Consider the following 20,724-nt stretch of genomic DNA (forward strand, 5'->3'; position numbering starts at 1 on the left):
GGATGCAGAATATCAAATGCAACTGCGTGGAGCAGTCTCTGATAAACAGTATTTGATTACTATTTTAAAAGACAATTACACCAAAGCATCCTCGGAAAAAGATTTCTACACCAGATTGCAGGAACAAAATATTGAATTGTATTCTCGAAATAATAAGATTGTTGGTGCAAAACTAGAAAGGAAATTCAGATTCAAAACGCTTGGCTACGACAGAGTCTCACTTCAAGAATTAAACAAAAACCTCTCTCAAAACAAACGTTTAGACATGCTTAAGCGCATACGTTTACATCAAGAACAACAACAACAATCAAAGGAGCGTCAGGGACGTGAAAGAACAAGAAAAAGAGGTCGTTAAACGCCTCTTTTTTTGATTACTTTCCAAAGGTTCTAGGAGTTTCCTAGCAGGATCGCATTATGAAAATGAGCTTGTGATTGTCATAATGCAATCCTGCTCACTCACTGTCCTAAAAGTTTTCCATAGGGGAATCATGGGATTACGACTTAGTTCAGCTAGTGATAAAATGTCCTTAAAGCTTAAAGCGACTAAGGACATTTTTGTATAGGATACTCTATTTTCATCTTAACTATTTTTTATAATGATAGATTTCACTGTCAGTTGCGTTGACTTTATCATGACCGTTTGTAATAGTAAAATTCCAAGTATGATCAACTTCTATCTCTTCTATTTTAACTTGATCTCCTAATAACCAGTCTTTAACTTTTTTTTCATCTAATGTGTTGATAGCAAACTCTTTTATGTCTCCATCAATAAGAATATCAAAATTTCTGTGATTAGGATAAACATGAGTAATCTGTCCAATTTTCATAAATAATTATTTATATATTAAATATATGCAAAGTATAGTAAAAAACTAAAAGCTTAGTATTCCTGCTGGATATTTTATCTTATTAAGAAGTTTTTTATAAATCGAACCCACACTCCAAAAAAACTGGATTTTGAATATGTAGTACAACACACATTCATTGTTATTTTATTGTTTTATAAACTTCACAGTCTGCAATTTTCCAAACACATCTTTCACTTTCAAAAAGTACAATCCATTGGATAAATTACGCACATCAATCTTTTCTTGATTGGAATAAGAAACTAATTTTTGACCTTGAAATGAATAGATTTCTATAGTACTAATTGCTGATGGAGAACTAATTTGCAAAAAATCTTGTGTCGGATTCGGAAATACTGACACATTCAAGTTCTCCTTAAATGTTTCTGTAGACAAAGAATCATCACTTAAATCAATAATGTTAAATGCGAGTTCTGTATTTCCATCAAAGTTAAAAGCAACATTCATAGCAGTATTACCTTGCTCAAAAGAAACCAAACTATAAGGACTTGATGTGCCTGTATAGGATGGCACTAACAATCGTCCATCATTCATAATACTAAGCCTGTTATAAGCGATTGCACTTGAAATTCCATTAGGATTATTTCCACTTCCATTGCTATCAAATATAAGTGTAACAATATCTGAATCAAGTTTGTATTCTGTTAAATAAGAAGATATAGGAATACCAATACTTGGGAACACCGTTTGACTTTCAATATATAAGTTATTATTAACGGTATATAATTCCGTAGGATTTCTTCCAGTTTGGTTTACTGCATGATCAAACTGATACAGAATTGAAAACACTCCAGTTGCACCATCTATTTTGAAAATACTGCCATCTGTACCATGAGAATTTTCCAATGTTCCGTAAATATCTCCACTTGGTACTTCAACAAGTCCTGCTTGACCACTTTGAGTAAGATGTTCAATAATGGTGAACTGACTTGTTTGCGTGTCAAAAGAAAACACAAATCCTTCATTATTTGTTCCGCCACTTGAGGTTACTCCGTACATAATTCCATCAGATGAAAAAAACGATGCAACGGTATTTACTAAATCATCGGATTCATAGAGTGCATTGTAGGTATGAGTAAGCGTATTGTATGAAAAAATAGTTCCGCGATATAAAACACCGTTTCCTGCCCAACGCTTAATGCCGTAGATGATATTATCTTTTTCAAAAAGACGAATACGTTCTCCAATTGTACTGCCATCAGATAAAGTACCAAAAAAATGAGCAAGCGAATGTGATCCATCACTTGGATCATATTCTATAAGTGTACCTTGTCCTGAAGCGAACCCACCGAACCGAGTATAGATGTAAATGAGTCCATTAGTAGTTTCTATAAGACTTACTGGATCATTTCCGTAGCTAAACGTTTCAATGGTAGCAAAATCAATCAGTACCGAATACGCATCAGTATCAGGATCAAAACTAAAGAACCTGTCTTCATAATTTGAACCGATATCTGTTCCACACACACCATAAATAGTTCCATCACTTGCTTTTATCATAGCGTTGGGTGTCTTTCCGTCAGTTCCAAAATCAGTTCTATTCAGTGCTGACGTTGATTGGGTAGTAGTGTCGTATTCCATCAAGTTACCATTCCCTTGATAGATTTGGTTTCCATAAACAATACGGTTATCACTTGTTTTAAAGAGTGATGTTCGTATCACACCATCGTCGAGTCCATTTAAGGTCAGATCAATGGTGCTGTTTGCGATATCATATTTAAAAAACAATTGCTCATCACTATTGGATTGTAACAAACTTACACCATACAACTTTCCTGCATCAAAAAGTAAGGGTTCAAAACCGCGAAACGAAGCTTCATTTCCTATGGGTTGTACATTGCTTGGAAATGAGTATACGTTATTAAACGCAACTGTAGTAAGGTCAAATTCATATATTCTTGCGCCTCCACCTGTTAAGGGATATACATAACCGTAGAGCATATTGTTTCCTCCTTCAGTTAGATTATCTGCTTTTTCTGATGCTGATAAATCATACAGTACGGAGTAGGTATTAGTCGTAGTATTAAATTCAAAAATAACTCCTTCATCATTTGTTCCTCCATAAGTAGTTGCACCATATATGTTTCCATTGCTGTGTTCCATCAAAGAATGACACCAATCGCCAGTAGCCGTAGCAAAAGTGTGTTCAATGGCAAGTGTTGCAGTAGCTATATCGTAGGAAAACAAAATATTCGTTTGTGCTGTTGGACGACTCAGTCCATATAACTTTCCATTGCTAGTATATATCAGATCAATCACTTCACTTACTCCAATAGATGCAAGTGATACTAGCGGTGTTATGGTTTGCGAATTAATATCATACCGAACAATGGATGTACCTGTAAAAAACTGTTGTTGCAGAGCATATATGCTTACGCTATCAGTGCAAAGTTCAGTTATATAATTAGTATCGGTTGTTCCTACGGCTTCAAAGAAATGAAGAATCTGAAAATTTTCACTCACTGGATCATATTCATATAGTGAACCTTCTCCAAGAAACCCATCCTCATCAGTTACTCCATAGTATTTACCACCAATCTCTACAATATTATCATGTGGTGGCGCACCATTATCAGTAAAGGTATATTTGGTTTGTGGCACATCATCCGTAATTTGAATAATAGTACCAAAGCTATTAGACTGATCATTGGAAGCGAATCCAAGATAATTGGTTTGTGAAAAAGCCAGGAATGGGAAAAAGAGAAGAACAAATATAATCCGTTTCATAACAGGTTGAATTTAATGGTTTAATGAAACGAAGTTAATAAAAATGTTTATATATGTGGTAAATTATATGTTGTAATTTAATTTAAGTAGAAATACCACTTTTACAGGGAATCAATACTGCTCCTGTAATGGCTAAGAAAACACAACCTAAAGACCAAAAAGACCTTGATCCTAGAATTATACAGATTGCTGAAAAGCTAGAACGAATCCGAAAAGAAAAAGGATATACTTCGTATGAAAACTTCGCCATTGATAAAGGAATATCAAGGATGCAGTATTGGCGAATGGAGAAGGGAACAAACTTTACCTTTGAGAGTTTTTTAAAGATATTGGATGCTCATGGTATGAGTTTGAATGAGTTTTTTAATGAGTTTGAATAAAATTATACCTATTTTTGGATAGATAATTTTATTACAAAGAGTGCAAATAGATTTTGATGAAATAAAAGACGGTGAACACTTCGAAGACCTAACTATTGCCTATTTTGAAGAAGAGAAACATACTAAAGGTGATATTATTGATATAGGAATTCGTCCTTCTGGTACAGGAACAGATGGTGGTCGAGACATTCTTATTAGCTTCAAAGTAACAGATGGAATAAAATCTTTTGACAGGATTTGGATTATACAATGCAAATTTTGGAATAGAAATATTTCCACAAATGAGATTAGTGATATAAATATTCCTTCATTAATACACTCTTATAATGCTGACGGTTATTTATTAATATGTAGAAAGAAGCCAACAGCAAAACTAACTGAGCATTTTGAAAAATTAAATGACAATTGTAAATTCAACTATAATTACCTGATATGGTCAGGAGAGCAGTTTAAAAGGCTTCTTGGAAAAAGTCCTGAGAATATTTTGGCACAGTTTTTTCCAAAATATTATAAACAGATGCTAGAAATGAAAAAACTACTTAGTTAAATGAAAGCTTTTTTATCATATTCTATTAAGGATTCTGATCAAATCATTATTTCTCTATTGTCCACACAATTAAGAGAGAAAGGTTTTCATGTTTTAACAAGTCAAAACTTTTTTAGCGAGTACGTTGATTACACAACACAAAACGAAATAGACAGAGCTAATATTTTTATTGGTATAATTTCCAATGCTTCTCAATACCCTAAACGAGTTATTGACGAATGGAATCTAGCTGAAACTTCGGGTACTCCAACTATTTTATTAATTGAAAAAGGAGTAAATATCAATCCTGATTTTAAAGGTGATTATGTTCTTTTTGATAGAAGATATCCTAATGACGCAATTCAAGAGATTAATAGAAAAATGAGTCAATCAAAAGAAAGTTCTTCCGCTTGGCCGTGGATTATTGGAGGTGCATTAGTTTTAGGGCTAGTTAAGGTATTCTCTTCAATTAATGATGACTAATCATTTATAATTCATATAAAATCGTTCTCTTCAACACTTCTTATAATTTTTTCTCGTATGAAATTTTGCGTATAATCCGTCTTCCATATGTATATAGTTATAAATTATATTAAAAAATAATTTATTAAAAAGTGAAGATTAAAGAGCACAATAGTTAATGGGGTTTTTAAGTGATTAAGCTCACTTGTTATTCATAATTTTAATTTTGATAAGTTTATTCCTGCATTTGCCATGATGGTTATAAGTTGGGTATTTAATGTCTTGGAAATGAATAATAAAAATAAAATTTAATAACAAAAAAATATTCGCAATTGTGATACCTTTTTTTGTCCTTTTCTAATCAAGCGACTTTGAATACCTTGTAAATAAAGGGATTAAGTGTTGTCCTTTTTTTTCACAGCTTAACTTTGAATCTTTATGAAATGAAAGTAACTAGATACATAGAAAATATAAAAATGAGAGTTGGAACATTGATATTATGCATGACTTTTTTACTGGTTTTGGTAGTTTATTGGATTATGCCAACTAAAAAAATGAAAGCAGTAAACGGAGAAATGGTATCACTATTAAAATCTCTTAAAAAGGAGACAAGAGATAAAGATGGAAGTAGTCCTTGATTAAGGAATATAGTAAAAGTGTCAGAATGTCGTTATCAAGTTCCTCGGAACAGTCTTTGATTCTTAGTAAAGAATGGGACTGATTGAAAAGAAATTAGGATACTTAATAACTATCATTGAATGCACAGAAGACTATTTAGAGTCTTTGATTAAACTTATCGAAGTATCAGAAGCGACTAGAGATAGGACATTTGCACATGAGTTCGATAACTTTTTACATTTGAGTTACCTCCATGCTACTAGTGTTGTAGAGCTAGCAGTAATTACTAAAAATCTTGAATCTGCTATTTATATTTCAGAACAACGTTTTTTTATGAAAGCCACTAATCTCATTGTATATGAAATGATCAATACATATAACAAATATTCTATTGAATATAGAAGACTTTCTGAAAATAATCCTAAAATGAGAACTTCTCTTAATGAGCTAAATTCAAAGCTTAAGAAGTTTAGAAAAAAATTTAATATTGATAATAAAGTAAGTAGAGTAAGAAATAAAACGATTGCCCATTTAGATAAAGATGTCAAAGAGTATACTTCAATTGTTTCTAGTTTAAATAAAAAAGACACCATATCAATGGCTATGGAGTTTTTGATGATAATTTCAAAAGTAGACGATTTATTCCATCATTATTATAATACAGATAAAGGGAAGGTATATTCTCCTTCTGAAATTGAAGATTCTAAGAAAAAATTAGATCAACTATTATCCATATCAAGGAAAAGAGAGTAACTAAATATATTACTTTTTATTCCTAATTGTCTCAAGTTCCACCAATCGATTTTTCATCTTCACTTCCTGTAACTTTTCTACTCGATCTTTTTCAATAATTGAGTCCAACAGAATGGTAACTACATTCTGGTTATACTCACTCATAGCATCAATGCTTTCCAACTTATCCAACACCGTAAGTTCAACCTCTTGCTCCTCACGAAAAAACTCTGCCATAGGAACCTCCATTGCTTCAGCTAATTTTTCAAGCGTTGATAAGTTAGGAGATACTTGGCAAGATTCTACACGGGAGTAGGTAGACGTAATTACACCTGAACGCTCCGCTATCACGACCTGTGAAAGCTTCTTTTCTTTTCGAATACGCTTAAGATTTTCAGAGAGGACTTTTTGATAATGTGTCATAATGCACAATTTTTAAAATGGTATGTTTTGTGTAAATGTATCGATAAACATTGTAAATAGCAAAATACACAAATATATTTTTATTAAATTGCATATAATTGTGTATTTTGCTTATATTCGCATTATATTTTTGTGTATAAACACGATAACGCTCATTTTTTTAGTTATGAATCAATTTGATACCTCAAACAAGAACCACTTTATCTTTACCACTGAGCGATTGGCATTCCATATCCTTGGCGGTTTGTCCTCCTTCGGCTTGGATCGGCTTCGCGTAACGATCAAGGTACATCGAAACGAAGATGAGTTCCACGCCTTACGTCACAGCATTGATTTGTACAATGCCAACGGAGTTGAGAAGTTTGTTCGTAAGCTTGCTGAATTTCTGGAAATCGGAACTTCAGTTATTCGCAGAGCCTTGCAGGAACTCATTGCAAAATTGGAACAGCACCGACTGGAACTGCTTGATCAAGTTGAACAAGATGAAGTTGAAGAATATCTGCTGTCTAAAAAGGAACGTCGCTCGGCAATGGATTTTTTAAAGTCTCAAGACTTATTAGGAAAAACAAATAAACTCATAGGTAAAAGCGGTGTCATTGGAGAAGAGAATAATAGACTACTGATGTATTTGATCTTTACTTCACGTAAGATGAACAATCCGCTCCACTGTATTTCTTTTGGAAGTAGCGGTTCAGGAAAGACACATCTGCAATCAAGTATTGCAGAACTGATTCCTACCGAAGACAGATTAAGCTTGACTTCGCTATCAAGTAATTCCTTTTATTATTTCAAGCGACATGAATTGAAACATAAACTAGTCCTTATTGAAGATTTAGACGGAGCAGATGATGTTTTGTATCCGCTTCGAGAATTACAAACCAAAAAACGTATTACCAAATCAGTGGTGCAAAAAGGAACGGGTGGACAAGGAACAACCAAGAACTTGGTCGTTGAAGGACCCGTATCAGTTGCAGGATGTACCACCAAAGAAAGTATCTATGAAGACAATTCAAATCGTTCCTTTCTCCTCTACATTGATGAAAGTGAAGAACAGGACGAGCGTATTATGAACTATCAACGAAAGCTATCAGCGGGGAACGTTGATATTGAACAGGAATTACAAGCAGAAGCATTGTTGCAAAATGTACAGCGACTACTTAAACCTGTTCGGGTGATCAATCCTTTTGCTGAAGCACTCATACTTCCAAAGTCAGTATTTAAACCACGACGTACCAACGCCCACTACTTACAATTCATTGAAGCCGTTACCTTCTATCATCAGCACCAACGTGAATCAAAGTTCGACTTACACACAGGAGAAGAATACATTGAAACAACCTTAGAAGATATTAAGTATGCCAACGAACTGCTTAAACCAATCTTGCTTCGTAAATCAGATAATCTAAATGGTGCAACACGCAGTTACTTTGAACGTCTTAAAACATACTTACACAAAAAACAAGACAGCATATTTACCAATAGGGAAATTCGCAAAGAATTTAGAATGGCAGAAAGTACGCATCGTAGGTATCAACTAGTATTACAACAAGAAGGATATATCAAACGAAGAACGGATATACAAAGTGATTCGTTTGTGTATGAAATCGTAGATGTGGACGAGTTTGGAGAATTAGAAAACAGTATTAATTCAGCACTTAGTTTTTGCCTTGAAAAACTCGAAGAACAAAGAAATTAAGTGTTTACTGGCTGTGACTCACCATCTCCACCTCGCCACAGGTTCGCCACTTTTAAAGTGGCGAGTGTAACGTGCATATAATCAAAGAGTTGCGAATAGCTCGCCACTTAAAGCAAAATACAAAAGCTAGGTCGATAATCGACATGAGAAAATAACGCAGAACATCGTTAATAATGAAGAAATTACAACTTGAAAGCGAAACCTACATAACATTATTAGCCTCATACAAAGAATGGCTTGAAGTCCTTGGCTACGGAAAGTCTACCGTATACAACCTACCGAATCATTTACGCGAGTTCTTTCATTATTTAGAACGAAAAGGACATACTGGAATTGCTACAATCAATACCCAAACCGTTACTGATTACTATGATTATCTTTCACAGCGTGGTAATCAACGACGAGGAGGTTCTCTAAGTAAATCCTTTTTAAACAAGCACCAACAAGCCTTAAAGAAATTCTTGGACTATTTAAAAGAACACAATGCTCATGTAAATTTTGGTGTACATCTAAAACAAGAGAAAGTAAGTTATATAAATAATAAAACGATCCTTACACAAATTGAGATCAAAGAACTCTTTGAAGCCTGTCAGTATACGCACATGGCTTCATACTTTCAATCACGAGACAAAGCTATCTTGGTTTTGTTATACAGTTGCGGACTTCGAAGAAACGAAGCGGTGCATATTGATACCGAAGACATCTTATTTCAAAAAGGACGTATCTATGTCAGAAAGGGAAAGAATTACAAAGAACGCTTTGTGCCGATCAACAAATATAACTTGGAAATTCTCGAAGAATATGTATATGAACACCGAATGGAATTTGCAACTGACTATCAAACGGATGCACTGCTATTATCCTCCCTTGGTAAACGTATCAATGACATGACTATGGCACTCAGATTAAAAACCATTGTTGAGGCAACCCAAAATGAAGCGATCATGGAAAAGAATATTACACTCCATACCTTACGGCACAGTATTGCAACCCACTTGATGCAAAACAACGTACCTATTCAATTAATAAGTTCTTTTCTCGGACATAGTTCTTTAGAAAGCACACAAATCTATACCCATTTAGCTGATCCTTACGCCCACAAACAACGAGTTTATGAATAATAAAACATACTTACAGTACCTCAAAGAGAATGGATATTCAGAAGGAACGATTAAAACTTATGACGATACAAAGTCTCAATTTATAGCTTGGTGTGAGTTAAAAGAATATGATCCGCATACGATAAGCTACCGACAATGTTTGGAATACGTCAAGAAATTGCAAACAGGGAAGCATGGCAAACGGCTCAGTCAGTCCACCGTCAAACATAAAGTTGGAGCATTAAAAATCTATTTCAATTATCTTATTAATCAGGAGTTACGGTTTGATAATCCAGTTCAGAATATTAACATACGTGGAGTAAAGCGAACACTCAACCACAATCTCCTTGAGTTTGCAGAACTTGAAGACTTGTATTATAGCTATCCTACGCACAATATTGAATTTCCAAGTAGTCCTTCTGTTGCTATTCGCAACAAAGTTATCACAGGATTTATCGTCTACCAAGGAATGAATACGACCGCACTTAAATCTCTTACTGTAGATCATGTTCACGTCGAAAAGGGAATTGTGTACATACCAAGCACCCGAAAAACCAATGGGCGAACACTCGAACTCAAATCTCAGCAGATATTACCGCTTGTTCAATATCTCGAAAAACATCGAGAGATACTTCAAGAAGAACTCCAAAACTACTCACAAAACTTATTTCCAATTAACTCCAATCGTTTTGATATTATAAGGGTGCAACTCTACAAGAAGCTCAAACGTATTAATCACAAAATAGTCAGTCCAAAACAAGTACGTGCATCAGTCATTACGCATTGGCTATCTGAATACAACATTCGAGAAGTACAATACATGGCAGGGCATCGTTATATTTCTTCTACCGAACGCTACTTACAAGATGACCTTGAAAACTTACAAGAAGTTATTGAGAATTTGCATCCGATAAATTAAACACTTTTAGGAGTATTAAATCATTATTCTTCTTTTAAAGAATTTTTCACGTTACGGATTTCCGTAAAGAAATGATGAGTCAGTTTTTTATTTTTATCAATAATCTAGAATTTAAGTCTTTTTTAAAAATTAAATAATATACAATGCCTTATTATGCACCTCTAAAGAGAATAGAAATCACTACTCGAAATCGAATTATTGATGGTCTTCAAAGGTTAAGAACTCAATTTAGAAACCTTAATTTCCCAAATAAAAAAGCATCTGAATCCTTGATCTTAGGAACGTGGAACATCAGAAATTTTGATGATGATCGTTTTAATTACGGACCAAGATTAGACGAATCATATTATTATATAGCGGAAATTATTTCAAAGTTTGATGTAATAGCAATCCAAGAAGTTTGTACAGATTTGTGGCCTTTGAAAAAATTAATGAGAATACTAGGAGGAAGTTATGATTATATACTTACTGATACAACCCATAGCTCTCTAGGAGGTAATCAAGAACGTCTTGGTTTTATATATGATAAAAGTAAAGTCAGGTTTACAGGTGTCGCTGGAGAAATTGTACTACCTGAAAGATTATTAATTAGTGAGGTTACGAATAAAAAAAGGCAGTTTTCAAGAACTCCTTTCGGTGTAGAATTTCAATCAGGGTGGTTTAAATTTACATTTTCAACAGTCCATATTTATTTTGGAAGTAATGGTGTAACCACTACAAAGTATAAGAGAAGAGTCCAAGAAATAAATGCAGTAGCAAATTATCTATCCAAAGAGGCAAAGAATAGTGATTCTAATCATATTTTGGTTGGTGATTTTAATATCAAAGAACCTAGAAGTGAAGGTTATAATGCCTTAGAAAAAAATGGCTTTAGTGTTGTTAAAAATATAAAAGGGAGTAATAGAGACCAAACAAAATTTTATGACCAAATATCATTTAGATCAAGAAAAAATGAACTTCAATTTTTAGAGCCAGAAAGAGATGATAGAGTAATTCAGTTTTTTGATAGTATTTTTCGTGAGGAAGATTTTGAAACTTATAAGCCTATCATGAAAAAAAGAATTGAAGATAAGCTTGTTAAAGCAGAAAATGATTTAGCAGAGGCGACATCACAACGCAAAAAGAAGAAAGCAGAAGGTCAAATAAAAAGCCTAACAAAAGCTAAGTCAACTAATGAATCTTTAAAAGAATATTATGATGAATGGAAAACATTTCAAGCTAGTGATCATTTACCGTTGTGGGTTGAAATAAAAATTGATTTTAGTAATAACTATTTGGAATATCTAAAAACACATTAAAAACATTGATTCAAGTAGGTAAATACTCCGTATTATGTAGTTTTTTACTATATTAATTCGTTATTTAAGATAAAATAAAATATAGTAGATTTATATGGTACAGATTAATACACCTACAATTGAAAAACTTATCTACTCAAAAGATAATAATTTCATAAAGCAATATTATAAACAATCATCAGAAGTTAGACATTTTGAGTTTGTTCAAAAGACTCCATTTATTGTTTCTTCAGGCGAAGAATTATATTTTATTACAAGTAATCTAAATGATGAAGTGCCTGAAAATTGCACTTATTCAATATTAACGACTAGAAAGCCAACTAAAAGAGATTTTGAGTCTGGTTCTTTAAAAATTAAAAGGTGGCTAAAACATCCCTCTTTTCAAAATATGACTCCTCAAGATGTTATAAACTCTTGGGAAAATAAATTTAGATTTATAAAAGAGGATGTTGAAAAAAATATTAATGGCTTAAGACCTCCTCAAATTGGAGCTTTATATTCAATACTAGCCCATGTTCAAAATCCTGAGGAGCGAGCGATTATTGTAATGCCTACTGGTACAGGAAAAACAGAAACAATGTTATCTACATTAGTCGCGAATGGATGTAGTAAATTATTAGTTGCTGTACCTTCTGATTCTTTGCGTACACAATTATCAAATAAATTTATTACCCTTGGGTTGTTGAGAGAGTTTGGGATGGTAGATGACACTTGTCATAACCCTATTGTTGGTGTTATAAATCAAAAGTTTGAGAATGAAGAAGAACTTTTAGATTTCATTTCCAAGACTAATGTTGTTATTACCACAATGAGTATTCTTGCAGGAAGTACTAATGCACAACAACGGGTTATGTCTGATGCATTTAGTCACTTATTTGTTGATGAAGCTCATCATTCTGAAGCAAGTACATGGAAAAAATTCATAAACCTTTTTGATGATGAAAAAATATTTTTATTTACAGCAACTCCTTTTAGAAACGATGGTAAAAATTTAGAAGGTAAATTTATTTTTAATTTTTCACTCAAAGAAGCACAAAGGCAAGGGTATTATAAGAAAATTAATTTTTTGCCAATTAGAGAGTACGATAAAAAAGAAGCTGATAAAAAAATTGCAATTAAAGCTGTGACAAAACTTCGAGAGGATATTGCAAATGGTCATCAACATATCATAATGGCAAGGTGTGTTTCAAAAAACAGAGCGATTGAAGTTTTTGAATATTATAAAGACTATGAAGATTTAAACCCTATCATGGTATACACAGGAATAGCTGGGTTAAAAGATAAAGTGACAGCAATAAAAGCAAGAGATCATAGTATTGTTGTTTGCGTAAATATGTTAGGAGAAGGCTTTGATCTTCCTGAATTAAAAATTGCTGCAATACATGATGAGAGACAAAGCTTACCAATTACTCTTCAATTTATTGGACGATTTACTAGAACATCTTTTGAGAGTCTTGGCACTGCAAGTTTTATAACAAACATTGCTTATCCTCCTATCCAGCAAGAATTAAATCATCTATACGCAAAAAATGCTGATTGGAATTTATTACTTCCTAATATGAGTGAAGGTGCTACTGATAAGGAAATTGATTTTCAAGAGTTTTTAGAAGGATTTAATAATCTTGACGATTCAAATATTCCTTTTCAAAATATTAATCCCGCTATGAGTTCTTTTGTTTATCGTAATAATGGGAATAATTGGAATCCAAATAATTGGAGGGAAGGAATTAATAATATAGGAACTTACGAGCATCAATTTAGTAAGCATAATCCTGAAAAAAACACATTAGTTATTATTTTAGGAAAAGTAAATAAAGTTGAGTGGGGAGATTTTGATGTAGTTCAGAATATGGAATGGAATATGGTCGTAGTTCATTGGGATTTTAGACCTGATAAAAATTTAGTATTCATAAATTCTTCCTTAAAGAACTTATCTACAAGTAAATTAGTTCGAGCGATTTTTGGTGATAAATTTAACATGATCAATGGAATGGATATGTTTAAAATTTTTCATGACGTTAAAAGACTTACTCTTTATAATGTTGGAGCAAGAAAAGGTACAGGACGTGACATTAGTTTCCAATCATTTTTTGGGAAAGGAGTTCAAGATGGTTTAAAACTTTTAGAACAAGGGACTTTAATAAAAAATAATGTTTTTGGAGTTGGATTCAAAGATGGGGAGAAGATATCATTAGGTTGCTCTGTAAAAGGAAAGGTTTGGTCTTATTTAAGGGGTAATCTAAATGAGCTAACTCAGTGGTGTCAGAAAATAGGAGATGTACTAGTAGACCCAAATATTAACCCAAATACTGTATTAGAAAACACCCTTGTGCCTATTACAATTACTGAAAGACCAAATGTAATTCCAATTGCTATTGAATGGCATCATGAAATGTATGAGTATGCAGAGAATAGGTTTGTTATTCATATTGATGGAAATTCTTATGATTTATCTAATTCTGAATTAAATATAGTAGACACTCCTAATAATACTCCATTACGTTTCTCGTTTAAATGTGAAGATTTTAATATTTTATATGAATTGACCTTAGGAACTAAAATGGTTGATGGAAAAGAATTAGCATTTCATGACATTATCAAAATCTCCAATGAAAACCCAATTATTTCTCACGGAAATATCACAGAAAGCTTAACTGATTTTCTACAAGTTTTTACACCTACAATTTGGTTTGCTAATGGAGGTCAACTATTTAAAAACAGTTATGTTGTTCCAAAAGAACAGGTTGACGTTATTCCATTAGATAATATTATTTCATACGATTGGACCGGAGTTTCCATTAATAAAGAAGCTCAAGGTATTTATCCATACGAGACAGATTCTATACAGTATCATTTTATTAATGAAATAAGAGATGATTTTCAGATAATATATGATGATGATGGTTCTGGAGAAATTGCTGATATAATAGGGATTAACGATGAAGATAAAAAAATTGATATACATTTATTTCATTTAAAATATGCGAAAAATGGGCGTACTGGAAATGACATAGGTAATTTTTATGAAGTATGTGGTCAAGCTCAAAAATCTTTAAATTGGAAATACCGAAATGGAAAGGATTTTTTCGATCATCTTTTAAGAAGAATAACCAAAACAAAAAAAGGAGTATCGTGTAGTAGAATCATTAAAGGTAGTGAGCAAAATTTAGAATTATTATTAAACGCTGCTAAATGGACAAAAGAAATGAAATTTCATATTTATATTGTTCAACCAAGCCTTGTAAAAGGTAATGGCTCTGAAGATATTATGTTACTTTTAGGAAATACATATCACTATTTACATACTGTAGGGAATGTAGAACTCAAGGTTTATTCTAGTTAATCAAAAATAGTTATTAATGTAAAATATTATATATAATGAAAAATTTTGAGTTATTTGTTGATGAAACTGTTACTAAATGGCGTTTAAAAAAGAAATATATTCTTGAGAACCAAGGTTTAGCAGGAGTTAGTAATAGAGAATCTGGAGACTCAGCTGAAAATTATATTCTAAGAAAAATTGGAGGACTACCTCAGAACTATATTGGAAAAAAATCAAAAGGAAGTCAAAGTCCAGCTGATATTTTCGCAGTAGCAAGAAGAGGGCGTTTTTGGCACATAATGCTTATACAAGTTAAGAGTTCTGAAAATAAAAATAATATCTATACCCTTAATGAAGAAGACAAGAAAGTACTCAATGAGTTTGCTAAATTTTTCAAAAAAGAATTAAGAGCTTCAAAAACCATGAGTAATTATAAAAATAGTGCTGTAATTATTTCTGCTGGATATGCAGGAGTTTTTAATGATTTGAAAAATAGGAAACACTTTTTGAAAGACACGAAACATTTTAAATCTTTTAAAAAGAATATGCCTGATATAAATAGTATTAAATTAAATTTGAAGATTGCTTTAGCTCATAGCTTGGCAACATCTTAAACGTTCTTTGAATATATTTGAAAGGCTCTGAAAAACAGTAAAAGCCCTAAAAAATCCAAGCAGATTTGTCTCCCTTTGGGCTTAAACATAAAGGATATAATAACCAAATAACTGGGAGAGATCACAACTACGGATATAACGGAATTGAGGAAAGTGCCGAATTAGGACTCAATGTTCTTGAAATGGATATGCGTCAGTATGATCCTGCTATTGCACGTTGGATAGTAATTGATCCTGTGACACATTTTGACTATTCTCCATATCAAGCGTTTGATAATAATCCTATTTATTGGGCTGACCCTAGCGGAGCTGATGCTGTTGACTTTGCAACAGATTTATTTAATAGATCTCAAAACGGAACAACATGGACAAATAATAATGATGGCACATTTTCTGATGGTAATGGGAATAGTGTTGACTGTAATGAATGTGGAGTGCAATTTTATGAGATTGCAAAATATAAAGGAACATTACCAAATTATGATTATAGTGTAGCTTCTGAAGAATTTAAAGTTGGAGACTTTAATGTAGTACCATACTATAAAGGAAATACAATAGTTGGATATGGGGCTTCTAGAGATGGAAGGCTTGAGTATGTTCTTGATGCAGGGAGTATTGGATGGTTTCGTAATAATACATTTTTGACAAAAACATTAGCAGATTCATTTTATGTAAATGGTACTCCTGATCAAAGTACCATTGCAATGGCTTCGGGTGATGTATGGAAGGGATTAAAAAGTAAATGGGGAAAGGCTTTAAGTTCTCCAGAATATTATTTGTATGTAGCCACTTTATGGGCTGGAGGAACAAGATCAGCACCTGCAAAATCAGCAGCTAGAAATACAACAAGATCAGTTTCTCCATATAGTTTAGAGGCTACTCAATCAATTACAATTTCTAGAAGGCAATTCCAACTCCTCGTAAACGATATAAAAACTAACGGCATAAGAGTTCCTGTTGAATATTCTGTAAATAATGGAGTAAACTATATTGTGGATGGACACCATAGAGTTTATATTGCAAAAAGATTAGGTATAGATGTTCCTGTACGAGAAGTACAATTTCAACCAGGACATGCTATTATTGAACCAGGGAAAAATCCAGGGTATTTAAAACATATAAAATATTAAAATGTCAATTTATCAAAACTCATATTTCATTGTGCCTAAAAAAGGAGAATACACTCTATTTGAAGGATTAAACCTTAAAACTTTTTTTGAAGATGATTTTTTTGAAGATGATTTATTATGGAATAATTCTAAAATAAGCCTGAAGCAAATAGATAATTATCTGATTAAAAAAATTGATGAAGGAGAGAGTTGGTCAAAACATTTAAAGATTTATGGGAATAATGAAGGTAATTATTTAAAAATAATTTTAGAAAATGGCTTTATTGCTTCAATGTCATTTCGGGTTAATTTTACAATCGATTATTCAATTTTTCTTAACATAATTATTAATTTTTGTGAAATAAACAAACTCTTAATTGTTGATAATGAGTTAAATATTCTTCCATTAGATTACCAAATAATTAAAGATAGTCTTGAAAATTCTAAGGTATATAAAAATTATAAAAGCTTTGGTAATGGTACAGAATAGTTGATGCCATGCAATCCCTAGACGGCGCTAGAATGTCTGGGTAATGGGTTAAAATGGTGCTTTTGAAAAAAAGAGAAGTTTTAATTTTGAGGCTCTCTCGGTAATGGTACAGATTAGTTGATGAACTATTTTTGAATCATAAACATTTATAAAACAGTAAATTAAAAACAGATTTATATTGAAAAAGGATGGGCTTTATGTTCATCCTTTTCTTTTTTAACGTATGTAAAGGCTTTAAAATGAATTTTTTTCATCTTAGTGGTTCACATTAGTTGATAGGAAGATATGAAATGTAAGAACTGTAAAGGTCTAGCGGTTAAAAATGGTAAACAATCAAACGGTAAGCAACGGTATTACTGTAAAACCTGTAAACTGAGTTTTCAAAGAAGCTATAACTACAGAGCTTATAAAATTGATACCAATAAAAGCATCTATCAATTACTAAGAGAAAGCGTTGGTATAACGGCAACTGCACGGTTACTTTCTATATCAAAAACTACGATTATTAAACGCATAAAAGAGAAGGCTTGCTTGATAACAAAGCCATTATTTAATGAACAGAATCAATATTACGAACTTGATGAAATGCGAGTCGTAGTTGGTTACAAATTAAATGAAGCTTGGATCATGTATGCAATCAATAGATATACCAAAAAAATCATAAACTTTATTGTCGGCAGAAGGACTAAGCGAAATATTTCTGTAATAACAAAATCAGTACTTCAGCTCTACCCGAAAATGATATTTACCGATCGATTAAAAACATATAAAAGCTTAATTCCCAAAACTCAACATGATACCAGAAAGAAAAATACAACAGTCATTGAAAGACACAATTTAACCTTACGCACACATCTAAAACGTCTCTCAAGAAGAACAATTTGTTTTAGTAAAACCTTTGAGATGCTAGAAGCAACCTTGAAACTCTATCTTTGGGGCTATCAATTAAAATTTTAATAGTAACAAATAAAGATTTATTTCTGGTATCAACACTAAAAATCCATCAAAAATATCTTCATAAAAATATATAAGCGTCACATATTTCAGCTCTACATACACTATTTTAGTTATGTTGAATATTCCCCAAAATCCAACGTATTCAACTTAAAAATAGACGTAGATATACTGTGTATGAAGCTTACAAAACACTCATTATCAAATCATAAAATAAAAGCATTTAACTTGCAAGAAATTTTGATAGTACTCGCTATTATTGGAATTTTGTTGCTGATTGCGTTACCAAACTTGATGCCTTATATAAACAAGGCAAAAGCTGTAGAAGCACAAACGCAACTCAAAGCGATTCACTCGATGCAAACGCAATATCGCTATTTATATTCACGCTATTCGAACGACTTTAATGAGATAGACTTTGAAGTGCCACTCACAACCAATAAGGGTGGAACAGCGCGCTATTCCTATAAAATTACTGCCGCAAATAATGGAACATTCAAAGCACGCGCAGAAGCTATAGAAGACTTTGATGGAGATGGAGTTTATAATGTTTGGGAAATTGATGAAAAAGGCAATCCCAAAGAAATTGTAAAAGATTGATCGTTGCTGTAAAAATCATATTAACCCTAACACTCGTGGTCATTTTTTACCAAGATATCAAAGAAAGAAGTGTCTATTGGTTTCTATTTCCAATAGTAGCCTGTGCAGCAGGATATTTATATTTTATGAATACGTTTTTCGATCTATTTTGGAGAACGATTGCAGTGAATCTAGGAATTATAATGCTGATTTTAATTGTGCTTCAAACCTATACAAAATTCAAACTAAAAACGAGTTTACAAAAAGTCTTTGGATTGGGTGATGCCTTGTTTTTTCTGGGTTTATGTGTCGCTTTTCCAATAGCTTCGTTTATCATATTTTTTGTCTTTTCATTACTTTTTTCACTGCTGTTGCATGTTGTTCTAAAAAATAAAATTCAAGAAACATCCGTACCACTCGCTGGATATATGAGTGTATTTTTTATTGGAATTTATATAATGCATTGGACAGCATTATTGCCTAATATGTATAGTGTATGATGGAAGCAAAAGACTATAACATACATGTTTCGTTACAGCAGCTCATCAGCAGTTCGCAAGCGTATCACTATCGTGTGATTCCGGTTGCAGATGAAAATGAAGTGCTGACATTTAAGTCAGAATCTACAAATGAAGCGTTGCGAAAAGAACTCTCGATTGTGTTTGATAAAGAGATTCGACTCGAATTAGAATCTGTTGAAACCATTGAGAAGTATCTGGCAACGAACTTTCGAAAAACAGCAAGCAGCAAAGCAGAAGCACTACATTATACAGACGATTTTTTACAGAAAATCATCATTGCAGCCAAAGACATTGGAAGTAGTGACATTCACTTTGAACCGTATGAACATTCGTGTAGAATCCGTTTCCGATTGGATGGAAAACTCAAAGAGCAATATGTAATTCCATCTACGGAATATCCTGTGATTATCAATAAAATCAAGATCAAAGCACAGTTAGACATCTCTGAAAAACGTTTGCCGCAAGATGGACGAATCACAATCAATAATGCGCAAGGCGAATTTGATATTCGTGTCTCTTCTTTACCAACCTTGCATGGCGAAAAAATGGTGTTGAGAATCTTAAGTAAAGATGCTAATCATATCAATTTGGAGGAATTAGGCTTTTCTGAAGATGAATTATACACATACAAGGAAATCATCAAAAAACCGAATGGAATTATCTTGATTTCTGGACCGACAGGTTCTGGAAAAACGACGACATTATATGCAACTTTAAAGCTTTTGAATGATTCTGAAACGAATATTTTAACGATTGAAGATCCGATAGAATATACCTTAGAAGGAATCAATCAAGTGCAACTCAAAGAAAATATTGGGCTTGATTTTTCAAGTACACTCCGCACCTTTTTACGTCAAGATCCTGATGTGATTATGGTAGGAGAAATTCGTGATGCAAAAACAGCGAATATGGCGATTCGTGCAGCACTCACAGGACATTTGGTATTATCTACCATTCACACCAACTCGGCTTGGGCAACAGTTTCAAGATTGATAGACATGGACATTCCGCCATTTCTAATTGCAAGTACGCTCAATATGAGTGTGGCGCAACGTTTGGTTCGTAAACTTTGCAATCACTGTAAAAAAGAGCAATCTATAGAAACGGCTACTTTACCAAAAGATGTGGTTTTACCAAAAACTATTCAAACACATCATGTTGCAGTTGGTTGTAATGCATGTTATCAAACTGGGTATTTAGGGAGAAAAGCGATTTATGAAATCATTCCAATCGGAACAGAACTCATCAATCAGATCAAAGAAAATGAAACAGAAATTTCAGACTATCTGAAACAGAAAAATATAAAAACATTAAAAGACAACGCAATGACGCTCATTGGCAATGGAACAACATCTATTGATGAAGCGTACGCCTTGTTATCAAACTAA

20 protein-coding genes are annotated in these 20,724 nt (G+C 32.7%); 17 read left to right on the forward strand and 3 right to left on the reverse strand.

Features of this window, described 5'->3' with window-relative positions; all coding sequences use genetic code 11:
• Nucleotides 1-16 precede the first annotated feature (16 nt).
• Nucleotides 17-355, forward strand: coding sequence for a hypothetical protein (locus Q0845_RS00390; RefSeq protein ID WP_298507449.1), 339 nt, complete (start codon nucleotides 17-19; stop codon nucleotides 353-355).
• 229 nt (nucleotides 356-584) lie between these two features.
• On the opposite strand, the gene Q0845_RS00395 is transcribed toward Q0845_RS00390, so the two are convergent.
• Together Q0845_RS00395 and Q0845_RS00400 are read right to left on the reverse strand one after the other, a co-directional pair.
• Entirely contained in the window at nucleotides 585-827 is a 243-nt protein-coding gene (locus Q0845_RS00395) for a hypothetical protein (RefSeq protein WP_298507452.1), read from the reverse strand.
• Nucleotides 828-992: 165 nt separating this feature from the next.
• Complete coding sequence (locus Q0845_RS00400; protein ID WP_298507455.1) at nucleotides 993-3,593, reverse strand: choice-of-anchor tandem repeat GloVer-containing protein; 2,601 nt, start codon at nucleotides 3,591-3,593, stop codon at nucleotides 993-995.
• Nucleotides 3,594-3,721: 128 nt separating this feature from the next.
• Here Q0845_RS00400 and Q0845_RS00405 point away from each other — a divergent pair, with 128 nt between their 5' ends.
• The 4 genes from Q0845_RS00405 (at nucleotide 3,722) to Q0845_RS00420 (ending at nucleotide 6,332) form a co-directional block, all read left to right on the forward strand.
• Nucleotides 3,722-3,973, forward strand: coding sequence for a helix-turn-helix transcriptional regulator (locus Q0845_RS00405; protein WP_298507458.1), 252 nt, complete (start codon nucleotides 3,722-3,724; stop codon nucleotides 3,971-3,973).
• A 40-nt stretch (nucleotides 3,974-4,013) separates the two neighbouring features.
• The gene (locus Q0845_RS00410) at nucleotides 4,014-4,520 is read left to right on the forward strand and encodes a restriction endonuclease (RefSeq protein WP_298507461.1); all 507 of its coding nucleotides are present in this window, start codon (nucleotides 4,014-4,016) and stop codon (nucleotides 4,518-4,520) included.
• Nucleotides 4,521-4,982, forward strand: a complete 462-nt coding sequence (locus Q0845_RS00415) for a TIR domain-containing protein (RefSeq protein WP_298507464.1) — start codon at nucleotides 4,521-4,523, stop codon at nucleotides 4,980-4,982.
• A gap of 690 nt (nucleotides 4,983-5,672) precedes the next feature.
• The gene (locus Q0845_RS00420; protein ID WP_298507467.1) at nucleotides 5,673-6,332 is read left to right on the forward strand and encodes a hypothetical protein; all 660 of its coding nucleotides are present in this window, start codon (nucleotides 5,673-5,675) and stop codon (nucleotides 6,330-6,332) included.
• Between the two features lie 9 nt (nucleotides 6,333-6,341).
• Here the strand turns inward: Q0845_RS00420 and Q0845_RS00425 are convergent, their stop codons facing one another.
• Nucleotides 6,342-6,734, reverse strand: coding sequence for a helix-turn-helix transcriptional regulator (locus tag Q0845_RS00425; protein WP_298507470.1), 393 nt, complete (start codon nucleotides 6,732-6,734; stop codon nucleotides 6,342-6,344).
• Nucleotides 6,735-6,900: 166 nt separating this feature from the next.
• Between Q0845_RS00425 and Q0845_RS00430 the strand changes: the two genes are divergently transcribed.
• The 12 genes from Q0845_RS00430 to Q0845_RS00485 all read left to right on the forward strand — a co-directional run bounded on the left by Q0845_RS00430 (nucleotide 6,901) and on the right by Q0845_RS00485 (nucleotide 20,724).
• The gene (locus Q0845_RS00430; protein WP_298507473.1) at nucleotides 6,901-8,430 is read left to right on the forward strand and encodes a hypothetical protein; all 1,530 of its coding nucleotides are present in this window, start codon (nucleotides 6,901-6,903) and stop codon (nucleotides 8,428-8,430) included.
• Between the two features lie 173 nt (nucleotides 8,431-8,603).
• Nucleotides 8,604-9,551 (forward strand): tyrosine-type recombinase/integrase, encoded by a 948-nt coding sequence (locus tag Q0845_RS00435; RefSeq protein WP_298507476.1) that lies wholly within the window; start codon nucleotides 8,604-8,606, stop codon nucleotides 9,549-9,551.
• On the forward strand, nucleotides 9,544-10,449 hold the full coding sequence (locus Q0845_RS00440) for a tyrosine-type recombinase/integrase (RefSeq protein ID WP_298507479.1): 906 nt from the start codon (nucleotides 9,544-9,546) through the stop codon (nucleotides 10,447-10,449). The genes Q0845_RS00435 and Q0845_RS00440 overlap by 8 nt, the downstream gene beginning before the upstream one ends.
• 143 nt (nucleotides 10,450-10,592) lie before the next feature.
• Nucleotides 10,593-11,747, forward strand: a complete 1,155-nt coding sequence (locus Q0845_RS00445; RefSeq protein ID WP_298507481.1) for an endonuclease/exonuclease/phosphatase family protein — start codon at nucleotides 10,593-10,595, stop codon at nucleotides 11,745-11,747.
• A gap of 94 nt (nucleotides 11,748-11,841) precedes the next feature.
• Nucleotides 11,842-15,090: a DEAD/DEAH box helicase family protein gene (locus Q0845_RS00450; protein WP_298507484.1), complete on the forward strand. Its 3,249-nt coding sequence runs from the start codon at nucleotides 11,842-11,844 to the stop codon at nucleotides 15,088-15,090.
• Nucleotides 15,091-15,125: 35 nt separating this feature from the next.
• Nucleotides 15,126-15,683: a hypothetical protein gene (locus tag Q0845_RS00455; RefSeq protein ID WP_298507487.1), complete on the forward strand. Its 558-nt coding sequence runs from the start codon at nucleotides 15,126-15,128 to the stop codon at nucleotides 15,681-15,683.
• Between the two features lie 65 nt (nucleotides 15,684-15,748).
• The gene (locus Q0845_RS00460) at nucleotides 15,749-16,813 is read left to right on the forward strand and encodes an RHS repeat-associated core domain-containing protein (RefSeq protein ID WP_298507489.1); all 1,065 of its coding nucleotides are present in this window, start codon (nucleotides 15,749-15,751) and stop codon (nucleotides 16,811-16,813) included.
• Nucleotides 16,814-16,844: 31 nt separating this feature from the next.
• Entirely contained in the window at nucleotides 16,845-17,282 is a 438-nt protein-coding gene (locus Q0845_RS00465) for a hypothetical protein (RefSeq protein ID WP_298507492.1), read from the forward strand.
• 285 nt (nucleotides 17,283-17,567) lie between these two features.
• Entirely contained in the window at nucleotides 17,568-18,239 is a 672-nt protein-coding gene (locus tag Q0845_RS00470; protein ID WP_298507495.1) for an IS1 family transposase, read from the forward strand.
• A 174-nt stretch (nucleotides 18,240-18,413) separates the two neighbouring features.
• Nucleotides 18,414-18,836, forward strand: a complete 423-nt coding sequence (locus tag Q0845_RS00475; protein ID WP_298507497.1) for a type IV pilin protein — start codon at nucleotides 18,414-18,416, stop codon at nucleotides 18,834-18,836.
• 35 nt (nucleotides 18,837-18,871) lie between these two features.
• The gene (locus tag Q0845_RS00480) at nucleotides 18,872-19,315 is read left to right on the forward strand and encodes a hypothetical protein (protein ID WP_298507499.1); all 444 of its coding nucleotides are present in this window, start codon (nucleotides 18,872-18,874) and stop codon (nucleotides 19,313-19,315) included.
• Nucleotides 19,315-20,724, forward strand: coding sequence for a GspE/PulE family protein (locus Q0845_RS00485; RefSeq protein ID WP_298508754.1), 1,410 nt, complete (start codon nucleotides 19,315-19,317; stop codon nucleotides 20,722-20,724). Before Q0845_RS00480 ends, Q0845_RS00485 begins: the two co-directional genes overlap by 1 nt.

It is taken from the genome of uncultured Kordia sp. (assembly GCF_947489565.1).
In the GTDB taxonomy this organism is placed as follows: domain Bacteria; phylum Bacteroidota; class Bacteroidia; order Flavobacteriales; family Flavobacteriaceae; genus Kordia.